Origin of the sequence: Streptomyces sp. NPDC058231, from assembly GCF_042882275.1 — a bacterium.
In the GTDB taxonomy this organism is placed as follows: domain Bacteria; phylum Actinomycetota; class Actinomycetes; order Streptomycetales; family Streptomycetaceae; genus Streptomyces.
Genome location: NZ_JBHVWN010000001.1, coordinates 271,184 through 283,754 on the forward strand (window position 1 = coordinate 271,184; position 12,571 = coordinate 283,754).

11 protein-coding genes are annotated in these 12,571 nt (G+C 69.2%); 10 read left to right on the forward strand and 1 reads right to left on the reverse strand.

Going from position 1 to position 12,571, the window contains the following annotated elements:
• The first annotated feature begins 77 nt into the window (after positions 1-77).
• Positions 78-641 carry a GNAT family N-acetyltransferase gene (locus tag ACFVXE_RS01090; protein ID WP_389667920.1) on the forward strand — a complete coding sequence of 188 codons (564 nt, stop codon included), beginning with the start codon at positions 78-80 and terminating at the stop codon, positions 639-641.
• Here the strand turns inward: ACFVXE_RS01090 and ACFVXE_RS01095 are convergent.
• Positions 619-1,191, reverse strand: a complete 573-nt coding sequence (locus tag ACFVXE_RS01095; protein ID WP_389667922.1) for an adenylosuccinate lyase — start codon at positions 1,189-1,191, stop codon at positions 619-621. The two genes, ACFVXE_RS01090 and ACFVXE_RS01095, sit on opposite strands and share 23 nt — an antisense overlap.
• 355 nt (positions 1,192-1,546) lie before the next feature.
• Between ACFVXE_RS01095 and ACFVXE_RS01100 the strand changes: the two genes are divergently transcribed.
• The 9 genes from ACFVXE_RS01100 to ACFVXE_RS01140 all read left to right on the forward strand — a co-directional run bounded on the left by ACFVXE_RS01100 (position 1,547) and on the right by ACFVXE_RS01140 (position 12,549).
• The gene (locus tag ACFVXE_RS01100; RefSeq protein WP_389667924.1) at positions 1,547-3,328 is read left to right on the forward strand and encodes a 3-hydroxyacyl-CoA dehydrogenase family protein; all 1,782 of its coding nucleotides are present in this window, start codon (positions 1,547-1,549) and stop codon (positions 3,326-3,328) included.
• A 91-nt stretch (positions 3,329-3,419) separates the two neighbouring features.
• The gene (locus ACFVXE_RS01105) at positions 3,420-4,235 is read left to right on the forward strand and encodes a TetR family transcriptional regulator (protein ID WP_389667925.1); all 816 of its coding nucleotides are present in this window, start codon (positions 3,420-3,422) and stop codon (positions 4,233-4,235) included.
• A gap of 149 nt (positions 4,236-4,384) precedes the next feature.
• Entirely contained in the window at positions 4,385-5,182 is a 798-nt protein-coding gene (locus ACFVXE_RS01110) for a GNAT family N-acetyltransferase (RefSeq protein WP_389667927.1), read from the forward strand.
• Between the two features lie 397 nt (positions 5,183-5,579).
• Positions 5,580-6,953, forward strand: coding sequence for a crotonyl-CoA carboxylase/reductase (ccrA, locus tag ACFVXE_RS01115; protein WP_389667928.1), 1,374 nt, complete (start codon positions 5,580-5,582; stop codon positions 6,951-6,953).
• Position 6,954: 1 nt separating this feature from the next.
• On the forward strand, positions 6,955-8,967 hold the full coding sequence (locus ACFVXE_RS01120; RefSeq protein ID WP_389667930.1) for a protein meaA: 2,013 nt from the start codon (positions 6,955-6,957) through the stop codon (positions 8,965-8,967).
• Positions 8,968-9,029: 62 nt separating this feature from the next.
• The gene (locus tag ACFVXE_RS01125; protein WP_389668079.1) at positions 9,030-9,983 is read left to right on the forward strand and encodes an HpcH/HpaI aldolase/citrate lyase family protein; all 954 of its coding nucleotides are present in this window, start codon (positions 9,030-9,032) and stop codon (positions 9,981-9,983) included.
• 1 nt (position 9,984) lies between these two features.
• Positions 9,985-10,512, forward strand: a complete 528-nt coding sequence (locus ACFVXE_RS01130) for a MaoC family dehydratase (RefSeq protein ID WP_259929497.1) — start codon at positions 9,985-9,987, stop codon at positions 10,510-10,512.
• 2 nt (positions 10,513-10,514) lie between these two features.
• Positions 10,515-11,720 (forward strand): acyl-CoA dehydrogenase family protein, encoded by a 1,206-nt coding sequence (locus tag ACFVXE_RS01135; protein WP_389667932.1) that lies wholly within the window; start codon positions 10,515-10,517, stop codon positions 11,718-11,720.
• Positions 11,721-11,901: 181 nt separating this feature from the next.
• Positions 11,902-12,549: a phosphatidylserine decarboxylase gene (locus tag ACFVXE_RS01140; protein ID WP_389667934.1), complete on the forward strand. Its 648-nt coding sequence runs from the start codon at positions 11,902-11,904 to the stop codon at positions 12,547-12,549.
• The last annotated feature ends 22 nt before the right edge of the window (positions 12,550-12,571 follow it).

Below are 12,571 nucleotides of genomic sequence, written 5' to 3' on the forward strand. Positions count from 1 at the left end.
TCCGGCGGGGCCCCGCAGAATCCGGGGCCCCGGAACTCGTTCGCGGGGCCCCTTGGGGGTACGCGAGGATGGGCCGCATGACGACACGGCCGATCACCGCACACACCTCCGACATCACCGTCCGGGACATGACCGCCGACGACTGCGAGGCGGTCGCCACGGTCCGGGTACGCGGCTGGCAGGCCGCGTACGCGGGGATGATGCCGCAGGCGTATCTGGACGCCCTGGACATCGCCGAGGACGCGGAGCGGCGCCGCAGGTTCCTCGCCGAACGCAACACGGTCGTCAACGCGGTGGCCGAGCGGCCGGGCCTCGGGGTGATCGGCTGGGCCTGCTACGGCCCCTACCGCGCGGACGGCAGACGGTACGCGCGCGGCGAGCTGTACGCGATCTATGTGCTGCCCGAGCAGCGCGGGACCGGGGTGGGGCGCGCCCTGATGGCGGAGATGCTGGCCCGCGCCGCCGCGGAGGGTTTTCCCGATCTGTCGCTCTGGGTCCTCAAGGAGAACGCGCCGGCCCGCCGCTTCTACGAGCGTGCGGGCTTCGCGCCGGACGGCGCCGAGGAGCCCTTCGAGGTGGGCGGTGTCCTCGTGCCCGAGATGCGGTACGTACGCCCCCTCAGTCCGCCGGCAGCCGGCTGATCGCGTCCTCCGCCGCCCCGGCCAGCCTCGGATGGGGCAGCGCCGCCTCCAGGACCGGGCGGGCCTGTGCGTCACCGAGCTGCCCCAGCCCTTCCACGCAGGCCAGCGCGACGCGCCAGTGCGGCTCGCCCGGCTCCAGAAGCCGTTCGAGGGTGCTGATCAGCGCCGGGACGGACTCCGGGGCCCGCAGGGCGGTGAGCAGCCGCACCGGGTGCAGGGCGTACGCGGTGCGCAGGGTGTTCGTCGCGAGGGCGGCGGCGGCGCGCGGCGTGCGGGGGTCGCCGAGGCGCGCCAAGGCGTGGGCGGCGGAGACGCAGCGCTGCGGGTCGCGGTGGTTGAGCAGCAGGACCAGCGCCTCGAAGGCCCGCCGGTCGCCACCGCAGCCGAGCCTGAACGCGGCGATCTCGCGCGCCCAGAGCGGGCGCTCCGGTTCGACGAGGACCCGGGCGAGTTCCTCGTCGTCCTCGACGGCGAGCAGTCTGCGGCACTCCGCCGATTCCCCCGTCTCGTCGCGCAGCCGGCCGGCCAGCGACAGGTACTCCTCGTCCATGGCGGTCAGCGTATCGGCGGGGACGGCGGATGTGAGCCGGACCACAGGAACTCGGGACTGGCGCGCTCGTTACTCGCCGGTTAACCTCATGTGAGCGGGACACCCTCCCGCCGACTCCAGTGGCCTGGTGACGCAGCCACCCGGAGTGCTTGTCGGTTCGGCAGCTTTGTGAGACGTGACTCCGGGACAGAGTCCGTCACCCCTTCCCCGGTCCGGGCGTGTTGCACGCGCCCCGGCCATGAGCACCGCGACACGCACATCAGGCACGCCGAGCGCGGCCGGACCCCTCCGGCCCGCCGGATCCGTGCGGCTGTGCGCCCACCCTCAGTCGTCACTCATTCTCTGGAGTCCCGTGATGGACATCCCTCTCTCCACCATCGCCGTCGTCGGTCTCGGCACCATGGGCACCGGCATCGCCGAGGTCCTGGTCCGGGCCGGCCGCGAGGTCATAGGCATCGACATCGACGACGCGGCCGCCCGCCGGGCGGTGGCCGCCCTGGAGGCCGCCACCGCCCGCGCCGTGCAGAAGGAGCGGATCACCGAGGAGGAACGCCGGGACGTGCTCGCCCGGTTCCGCACCTTCTCCGATCTGCAGGCCGCGGCGGACGCGCAGCTCGTCATCGAGGTCGTGCCCGAGTCGTACGAGATCAAGCAGCAGCTCTTCCGCGAGCTCGACGCGGTCGTCTCCCCGGACGCGATCCTCGCGACGGGCACCAACGCCCTGTCGGTGACCCGGCTCGCCGCCGAGTCGCAGCATCCCGAGCGCGTGCTGGGTCTGCACTTCTTCAACCCGGCGCCCGCGATGAGGCTGGTCGAGGTGGTCTCCTCGGTGCTGACCGCGCCGCCGGCCGTCGCCGCGGTCACCGAACTCGCCCGTGAGCTGGGCAAGGAGCCGGTCGCGGTGGGCGACCGGCCGGGTTTCGTGGCCGACGGGCTGCTGTTCGGCTACCTCAACCAGGCCGCCGCGATGTACGAGGCGAACTACGCGTCCCGCGAGGACATCGACGCGGCGATGAAGCTGGGCTGCGGGCTGCCGATGGGCCCCCTGGCACTGCTCGACCTGATCGGCGTCGACACCGCCCGTACCGTCCTGGAGGCGATGTACTCCGCGTCGCACGACCGGCTGCACGCCCCCGCGCCGATCCTCAGACAGCTCAGCGAGGCCGGGCTGACCGGCCGCAAGTCGGGCCGCGGTTTCTACACGTACGCCGCACCGGGCAGCCAGGCCGTGGTGCCGGACGCGCAGACTCCGCTGGAGAGCGGCGGGTCGGCGACCGGGCGCACGGTGCGGTCGGTGGGTGTCGCGGGCTCCGGGACGATGGCCTCCGGCATCGCGGAGGTCTTCGCGAAGGCCGGGTACGACGTGGTGCTCGCCGCACGCAGTCAGGAGAAGGCGGATACGGCGAAGGGGAGGATCGCCAAGTCGCTGGACCGTTCGGTCGCCAAGGGCCGGCTGACCGCCGAGGCACGGGACGAGACGCTCGGCCGGATCACCCCGGCCGGCTCGCTGGACGCGTTCGCCGATGTCGATCTCGCGGTCGAGGCGGTCGCCGAGGACCTCCTGGTCAAGCAGCAGCTCTTCGGCACGCTGGACAAGGTCTGCAAGCCGGGTGCGGTGCTCGCCACCACCACCTCGTCGCTGCCGGTCGTGGCGTGCGCACGGGCGACGTCGCGTCCGCAGGACGTCATCGGGATGCACTTCTTCAACCCGGCGCCCGCGATGAAGCTGGTCGAGGTTATCCGTACGGTGCTGACCGCGGACGACGTCCACGCCACCGTCCGCGAGGTGTGCGTGAAGATCCGCAAGCACCCGGTGGACTGCGGGGACCGGGCCGGTTTCATCGTCAACGCGCTGCTGTTCCCGTACCTCAACAACGCGATCAAGATGGTCGAGGAGCACTACGCGACCCTCGACGACATCGACGCCGCGATGAAGCTGGGCGGCGGCTACCCGATGGGCCCGTTCGAGCTTCTGGACGTCGTCGGGCTCGATGTCTCGCTCGCCATCGAGAAGGTGCTGCACAGCGAGTTCCGCGACCCGGGCCTGGCCCCGGCGCCTCTCCTGGAGCACTTGGTGGCGGCGGGCTGCCTGGGCCGCAAGACGGGGCGTGGCTTCCGCGAATATGCCCGGCGCTGAGCCGGGAGCCGGGTGGGGAGGGCTGCTCGATCCTTCGGGCGGCCCTCCCCCACAGGCGCGCTCCCCTGCGCTGATGCAGTACGTTCACACCATGTCCCAGCCCGCCAGGTCCCCCCGTGTCTCCGCCGCGCCCGACGCTCCGGAGAGTGCCGCAGGCACGCGCGCCGCCGCTCAACGGCTCAAAATGCGCCGCGAACTGGCCGCCGCGGCGATGGAGCTCTTCGCCACGAAGGGGTACGAGGCGACGACGGTCGACGAGATCGCGGGTGCCGCGGGGGTGGCCCGGCGTACCTTCTTCCGGCACTTCCGCTCCAAGGAAGAGGCGATCTTCCCGGACCACGACGACACCCTCGTCCGGGCCGAGGCGGTCCTCAACGCCGCCCCCGCGCACGAGCATCCGCTCGACACCGTCTGCCGGGGCATCAAGGAAGTCATGAAGATGTACGCGGCGAAGCCCGCGGTCTCCGTGGCCCGCTACAAGCTGACCCGCGAGGTCCCCACGCTGCGGGAGGCGGAGATCGCCTCGGTGGCCCGCTACGAGCGGCTGTTCACGCGCTATCTACTGGGCCACTTCGACGAGCGCGACCACCATGTCGGCAATGACGACCCGCTGCTGGCGGAGGTCGCGGCGTCGGCCGTCGTCACCGCGCACAACCATGTGCTGCGCCGCTGGCTGCGGGCGGACGGGCAGGGTGACGTGGAGGCTCAGTTGGACCACGCCTTCGCGATCGTCAGGGACACGTTCGGGACCGGGATCGGGGCCGGGCGCATCGCCGGGACCGAGCCCGCGAAGGCCCCGGCCGCGACGGTGGCTGCGGAGGGCGAGGTGCTGGTCGCGGTGGCGCGGACCGACGCACCGCTCGACGAAGTGATGCGCACGATCCAGCAGGCGCTCAGGGACCGCTGACCGGGGGCCCGTCGGCCCACCGTTCACCATCACCCCCGGCCGGGACGGGCCCCGGCCGCGCCCGCCCGGCGCCCGCGGGCCCGGTCCGATCCGGGTGAGAGGCCCCGAACCTGGTTGCCGTCCGCGTCCCCCGGTGCTGTGGTGTGCGGATGAACCAGGATCACATTTCACTTCTGTCCCGCTTCGACCGCGAGATGCGCGAGCACGCCCGCCCCGACGACCCCGGAGTCCACGTCGAGCGCACCGCCGATGTCGTACGGCAGGTCGGCGCGCCGGACGACTGGAACGGCGTCGTCTGGTCCGCGCCGGACCTGGACGCCGTCCGCGCGGACGCGGCGATCGCGGAGCAGGTGGAGCACTTCACCGCGCTCGGTCACGACGAGTTCGAGTGGAAGCTGTACGGGCACGACCGGCCGGCGGACCTGGGCCGGCGGCTGCGGGCGGCCGGCTTCGTCGCGGAGGAGCCGGAGACCCTGCTGGTCGCCCCGGTCGCGGAGCTCCCGACAGGCGCGGAACTCCCCGGGGGTGTCCGGCTGCGTACGGTGACCGACGCGTCCGACGTGGAACTGATGGTCCGGGCCCACGAGCAGGCGTTCGGCTCGGACGGGTCACGGCTGCGGCGCCAGGTGCTGGCCAGGCTGGCCGAGGCCCCGGACAGTTTTGTCGGGGTGCTGGCCATGGTGGGCGACGAGCCGGTCTCCTCGGCCCGGATGGAGCTGTATCCGGGCACCGGGTTCGCCGGACTCTGGGGCGGCGGCACGGTGGAGCCGTGGCGCGGGAAGGGCATCTACCGGGCCCTGGTCGCCTTCCGCGCCCGGATCGCCGCCGAGCGTGGCTACCGGTACCTCCAGGTCGACGCGTCCGACATGAGCCGCCCCATCCTGTTGCGGCTCGGATTTCAGAAGCTCTCCACCACCACGCCGTATGTGTACCGGCGCCCCGCCTGACCCGCGCCCTTCGGGCCATAACGGCCCATATGGCCCCGCTTACCGCTCATGCGTGACCGCGGGATGACAACTGAGAGAAATTGTTGGCACCCAGTGCCTTGCCAGGTGTCACGGAGTGCCATACGTTGAAGTTGTCCGGGCGGCCGGCGTACAGAGATCTCCCGTACGCCGGCTGTCCCCGCAAGCCACGTGCCTGCGCGCCCGGGCGCCTGCGTCACAGGCAAACCCTTCTGCTCCACAGAGCAGGCCGAAGCCTTACCAGCCGAACCGACGGCAGCACCTCCACACCTCACCGCTCCCCCGCCGACAGGGAACCTCAAGCGTTCCCTCGACGCCTCCCCGGACCCTCGGCTCCGCTCCGAGCACAGGGGAGACCTCACCTGCCGGAGGCAACACCGTGAAGGAAATCCTGGACGCGATCCAATCGCAGGACAGCACCACCGCAGACTTTGCGGCCCTGTCCATCCCCGAGTCGTACCGCGCGGTGACCGTGCACAAGGACGAGACCGAGATGTTCACCGGGCTCGCCACCCGCGACAAGGACCCGCGCAAGTCGCTGCACATCGACGACGTGCCGGTCCCGGAGCTGGGGCCCGGCGAGGCGCTGGTCGCCGTCATGGCGAGCTCGGTGAACTACAACTCCGTCTGGACCTCGATCTTCGAGCCGATGTCCACCTTCGGGTTCCTGGAGCGCTACGGGAAGCTCAGCGAGCTCACCAAGCGCCACGACCTGCCCTACCACGTCATCGGCTCCGACCTCGCGGGCGTCGTCCTGCGCACCGGCCCCGGCGTCAACGCCTGGCACCCCGGTGACGAGGTCGTCGCGCACTGCCTCTCGGTCGAGCTGGAGTCCTCGGACGGCCACAACGACACGATGCTCGACCCGGAGCAGCGGATCTGGGGCTTCGAGACCAACTTCGGCGGGCTCGCCGAGATCGCGCTCGTCAAGTCGAACCAGCTGATGCCGAAGCCGGACCACCTCAGCTGGGAGGAGGCCGCCGCCCCGGGACTGGTCAACTCCACCGCGTACCGCCAACTCGTGTCGCGCAACGGCGCGGGCATGAAGCAGGGCGACAACGTGCTGATCTGGGGCGCCAGCGGCGGACTCGGTTCATACGCCACGCAGTTCGCGCTGGCCGGTGGCGCCAACCCGATCTGCGTCGTCTCCAGCGAGCAGAAGGCGGAGATCTGCCGGAAGATGGGCGCCGAGGCGATCATCGACCGCAACGCCGAGGGCTACAAGTTCTGGAAGGACGAGCACAACCAGGACCCGCGCGAGTGGAAGCGGTTCGGCAAGCGCATCCGTGAGCTGACCGGCGGCGAGGACGTGGACATCGTCTTCGAGCACCCGGGCCGCGAGACGTTCGGCGCCTCCGTGTACGTGACCCGCAAGGGCGGCACGATCGTCACCTGCGCGTCCACGTCGGGCTACAACCACGAGTACGACAACCGCTACCTGTGGATGTCGCTGAAGAAGATCGTGGGCTCGCACTTCGCCAACTACCGCGAGGCGTGGGAAGCCAACCGGTTGGTCGCCAAGGGAAAGATCCACCCGACGCTGTCGAAGGTCTACTCCCTGGAGGAGACCGGCCAGGCCGCGTACGACGTGCACCGCAACCTCCACCAGGGCAAGGTCGGCGTCCTCGCGCTCGCCCCCCGCGAGGGCCTGGGCGTGCGCAACGCGGAGCTGCGCGAACAGCACATCGACGCGATCAACCTGTTCCGTGACGCGTCGGCGGAGCGGACCGACGAGCACAGCAGGAATGTCTGACATGAGCGGCCGTCAGAAGGACCGCCCCTGGCTCATGCGGACGTACGCCGGCCACTCGACGGCCGAGGCGTCCAACGAGCTGTACCGGCGCAACCTCGCCAAGGGCCAGACCGGTCTGTCGGTCGCCTTCGACCTGCCGACCCAGACGGGATACGACCCCGACCACATCCTCGCCCGCGGCGAGGTCGGCCGGGTCGGTGTCCCCGTCTCGCACCTCGGAGACATGCGGCGGCTGTTCCAGGACATCCCGCTGGAGCAGATGAACACCTCGATGACGATCAACGCCACCGCGATGTGGCTGCTGGCGCTCTATCAGGTGGTCGCCGAGGAGCAGGGCGCCGATGCCGGGAAGCTCCAGGGCACGACGCAGAACGACATCGTCAAGGAGTACCTCTCGCGCGGGACGCACGTCTTCCCGCCCGGTCCCTCGCTGCGGCTGACCACCGACATGATCACGTACACGGTCAACCGCATCCCGAAGTGGAACCCGATCAACATCTGCAGCTACCACCTGCAGGAGGCGGGGGCGACCCCGGTCCAGGAGATCGCGTACGCCATGTCGACGGCGATCGCCGTGCTCGACGCGGTCCGTGACTCCGGGCAGGTGGCCGAGGAGAAGTTCGGCGACGTCGTCGCCCGCATCTCCTTCTTCGTGAACGCGGGTGTCCGCTTCATCGAGGAGATGTGCAAGATGCGCGCCTTCGGCCGCATCTGGGACCAGGTCACCCGCGAGCGCTACGGCATCACCGACGCCAAGCAGCGCCGCTTCCGCTACGGCGTCCAGGTCAACTCCCTCGGGCTGACCGAGGCGCAGCCGGAGAACAACGTCCAGCGCATCGTCCTGGAGATGCTGGCCGTCACCCTCTCCAAGGACGCCCGCGCCCGGGCGGTGCAGCTGCCCGCGTGGAACGAGGCACTGGGGCTCCCCCGGCCCTGGGACCAGCAGTGGTCGCTCCGCATCCAGCAGGTCCTCGCGCACGAGAGCGATCTGCTGGAGTACGAGGACATCTTCGCGGGTTCGCATGTGATCGAGGCCAAGGTGGCCGCCCTGGTCACCGATTCGCTCGCGGAGATCGACCGGATCCAGCAGATGGGCGGCGCGATGGCGGCCGTCGAGTCCGGCTATCTCAAGTCGGAGCTGGTCTCCTCTCACGCGCAGCGGCGGGCCCGGATAGAGGGCGGCGAGGAGAAGATCGTCGGCGTCAACATCTACGAGACGACCGAGCCGAACCCGCTCACCGCGGACCTCGACGGCGCGATCATGACGGTCGACCCCGCCAACGAGGCACGGGTGGTCGCGGCGCTCCACGAGTGGCGCGACAACCGGGACGAGGCCCGGGCCTCCGAGGCTCTCGCGGCACTGAAGAAGGCCGCGGCGGGCACCGAGAACATGATGGAAGCGACCGTGGAGTGCGCCCGCGCGGGCGTCACCACCGGCGAGTGGTCGTGGGCGCTGCGCGATGTGTTCGGCGAGTTCCGGGCCCCGACGGGTGTCTCGTCCGCCCCGGTCGCGGTCACCGCGGAAGCGGGCACGCCGCTCGCCCTCGTACGGGAGAAGGTCGCCCGCACCGCCGAGGAGCTGGGCGCCGGACGGCTGCGGCTGCTCGTCGGCAAGCCGGGCCTGGACGGCCACTCCAACGGCGCCGAGCAGATCGCCGTACGGGCCCGTGACGCCGGATTCGAGGTCGTCTACCAGGGGATACGGCTGACCCCTGAACAGATCGTCTCGGCGGCGCTCGCCGAGGACGTGCACTGTGTCGGTCTGTCGATCCTGTCCGGCTCGCACGCCGAGCTGGTCCCGGACGTGCTGAGCCGGCTGCGCGAGGCCGGCGCGAACGACATCCCGGTGATCGCGGGCGGGATCATTCCGCCCGCCGACGCCTCCGCGCTGATCGATGCGGGTGTCGCCGCCGTATTCACCCCGAAGGACTTCGGTATCACGGAGATCATCGGCCGTATCGTCGACGAGATCCGGAAAGCGAACAAGCTCGACCCTCTGGAGGTCCCCGCATGACCCAGTCCGCCCACCCGTCTCCCGCCACCGCGCTTTCAGGGAGCGGCTCCGCCGCGCACCCCGTGAACCGTCTGCGGCCGCGCCGCTCCTGTCTGGCCGTGCCCGGCTCGAACCCGCGGTTCCTGGAGAAGGCCCAGGGCCTTCCGGCCGACCAGGTCTTCCTCGACCTGGAGGACGCCTGCGCACCTCTCGCCAAGGAGGGCGCACGGCACCACATCGTCGACGCGCTGAACAACGGCGACTGGACGGACAAGACCCGGGTCGTGCGGGTCAACGACTGGACGACGCACTGGACGTACCGCGACGTCATCACGGTCGTCGAGGGCGCCGGCCAGAACCTCGACTGCATCATGCTGCCGAAGGTCCAGGACGCCCAGCAGGTCGTCGCCCTCGATCTGCTGCTCACCCAGATCGAGAAGACCATGGGCTTCGAGGTCGGGAGGATCGGCATCGAGGCGCAGATCGAGAACGCCAAGGGCCTGGTGAACATCGACGACATCGCCGCGGCCTCACCGCGCCTGGAGACGCTGATCTTCGGCCCGGCCGACTTCATGGCGTCGATCAACATGAAGACCCTGGTCGTCGGCCAGCAGCCGCCCGGCTACGGCGCGGACGCGTACCACTACATCCTCATGCGGATCCTGATGGCGGCCCGTACGCACGACCTCCAGGCGATCGACGGCCCCTTCCTGCAGATCCGTGACGTGGACGCGTACCGCGAGGTCGCCGGCCGTGCGGCGGCACTCGGCTTCGACGGCAAGTGGGTGCTCCACCCCGGACAGGTCGACGCGGCCAACGAGGTCTTCTCGCCCTCGCAGGAGGACTACGACCACGCCGAGCTGATCCTCGACGCCTACGAGTGGTGCACCTCGGAGGCCGGCGGCAAGAAGGGCTCGGCGATGCTCGGCGACGAGATGATCGACGAGGCCAGCCGGAAGATGGCGCTCGTCATCGCGGGCAAGGGCCGCGCGGCCGGCATGCAGCGCACCTCCAAGTTCGAAGCCCCGGAGGCCTGACATGCAGTTCGGACGCACCTACGAGGAGTTCGAGGTCGGCGCGGTCTACAAGCACTGGCCGGGAAAGACCGTCACCGAGTACGACGACCATCTTTTCTGCCTGCTGACCATGAATCACCACCCGCTGCACATGGACAGCAACTACGCGGAGCGGACGACGGATTTCGGCAAGAACGTTGTAGTCGGCAACTACATCTACTCGCTGCTGCTCGGCATGTCCGTGCCGGACGTCTCCGGAAAGGCGATCGCCAATCTGGAGGTCGAGTCGCTCAAGCATGTGGCGCCGACCTTCCACGGCGACACGATCTACGGCGAGACCACCGTCCTCGACAAGACTCCGTCAAAGTCCAAGAGTGACCGCGGAATCGTTTACGTGGAGACCAAGGGCTACAAGCAGGACGGAACGCTCGTCTGCGTGTTCCGCCGCAAGGTGATGGTCCCCACCGAGACGTACATCAAGGAGCGCGGCGGCGAACAGCCCGGCCGCCCGGAGCTGAACCAGCCTTCGCAGAAGAACGTGGAGAAGTAGCCATGACGCGACTCGCCCAGACCGCCGGCCTGACCGACATCCAGCAGGAAATCCTCTCCACGGTCCGGGATTTCGTCGACAAGGAGATCATTCCGGTCGCGACCCAGCTGGAGCACCGGGACGAGTATCCGACGGAGATCGTCGAGGGGCTCAAGGAACTCGGCCTCTTCGGACTGATGATTCCCGAGGAGTACGGGGGTCTGGGTGAGTCGCTTCTCACATACGCGCTGTGCGTGGAGGAAATCGCCCGCGGCTGGATGAGCGTGTCGGGAATCATCAACACGCACTTCATCGTGGCGTACATGCTCAAGCAGCACGGCACCCAGGAACAGAAGGACACGTTCCTGCCGCGAATGGCCCTGGGCGAGGTGCGCGGCGCCTTCTCGATGTCCGAGCCGGCGCTGGGCTCGGACGTCTCGGCGATCACTTCCAAGGGCGTCAGGGACGGCGACGAGTACGTCCTGAACGGTCAGAAGATGTGGCTGACGAACGGGGGCACGTCCTCGCTCGTCGCCGTGCTGTGCCGGAGTGACGAAGGCCACCCCGAGGGGACCGCCCCGCACAAGTCGATGACGACCTTCCTGGTGGAGAAGGAGCCCGGCTTCGGCGAGGTGTGCCCGGGGCTCACCATCCCCGGAAAGATCGACAAGATGGGTTACAAGGGCGTCGACACGACCGAACTCATCATGGACGGACTACGCATTCCGGCCAATCGTGTACTCGGCGGCACCACCGGCCGAGGGTTTTACCAAATGATGGACGGAGTCGAGGTCGGCCGGGTAAATGTGGCTGCGCGTGGCTGCGGTGTCGCACAGCGTGCATTCGAACTGGGCGTTTCCTACGCCCAGCAGCGTCATACCTTCGGAAAGCCGATCGCCCAGCACCAGGCCATCCAGTTCAAGCTGGCCGAAATGGCCACCAAGGTCGAGGCCGCCCATGCGATGATGGTGAATGCAGCGCGCAAAAAGGACTCCGGGGAACGAAACGACCTGGAGGCAGGGATGGCGAAGTACCTCGCCTCCGAATACTGCAAGGAAGTCGTCGAGGACGCCTTCCGTATCCACGGCGGTTACGGCTTCTCCAAGGAGTACGAGATCGAGCGCCTCTACCGAGAGGCCCCGATGCTGCTGATCGGTGAAGGTACCGCCGAGATCCAGAAAATGATCATTGGGCGCCGACTCCTCGAGGAATACCGGTTCCAGGGCTGATTGTCCCCTTTGCGCCGATTTAGTCGCGAAGAAGATCACACCCTGTCATCCTCTGCCGGTGCCTTCCAGCCGTCCGACTCGGCTGCTGGCTTGCCCAGTTGCGGCTCGCAACCGATAACATCGCCGGAAAAGCCGCCGTCCCCCGTTGCCAGCGCGGCCTCATCCGCTACGAAGGTCATCCATGCCCGACAGCCAAACCTCTGCACCACGCGGCGGGGTCCGCCTTGCGCGCGGAGCTTCGCCGTGGCTCCTCCCGACCGTCGCCACCGCGGCGCTCAGCCTCGTCCGGGCCCGCAGGTCCGGACGCTGGGCCGCTGTGGCCGTACCCACCACCGCCCTCGCGGCGGGCATGCTGTGGTTCTTCCGCGACCCCGAGCGCGAGATCACTCAGGGGCGCGTCATTTCGCCGGCCGACGGTGTGGTGCAGAGCATCATGCCGTGGAAGGACGGACGTACCCGCGTCGCGATCTTCATGAGCCCGCTGAACGTCCACGTCAACCGCGCGCCCCTGGCCGGCACGGTGACCTCGGTCGAGCACGTCCCCGGTGGGTTCGTCCCGGCGTTCAACAAGGAGAGCGAGAACAACGAGCGCGTTGTCTGGCACTTCGACACCGAGCTCGGTGACATCGAGATGATCCAGATCGCGGGTGCGGTCGCGCGGCGCATCGTCCCGTACCTCCCGCAGGGCACGAAGGTCGAGCAGGGCGAACGCATCGGCCTGATCCGCTTCGGATCCCGGGTCGACATCTACCTTCCGGAGGGTGTCGAGGTCGCGGTCGAGGTCGGCCAGGCCACCACCGCGGGGGTGACTCGAATTGACCGTGATTGATCCCGACACACAGGCCGGCTGG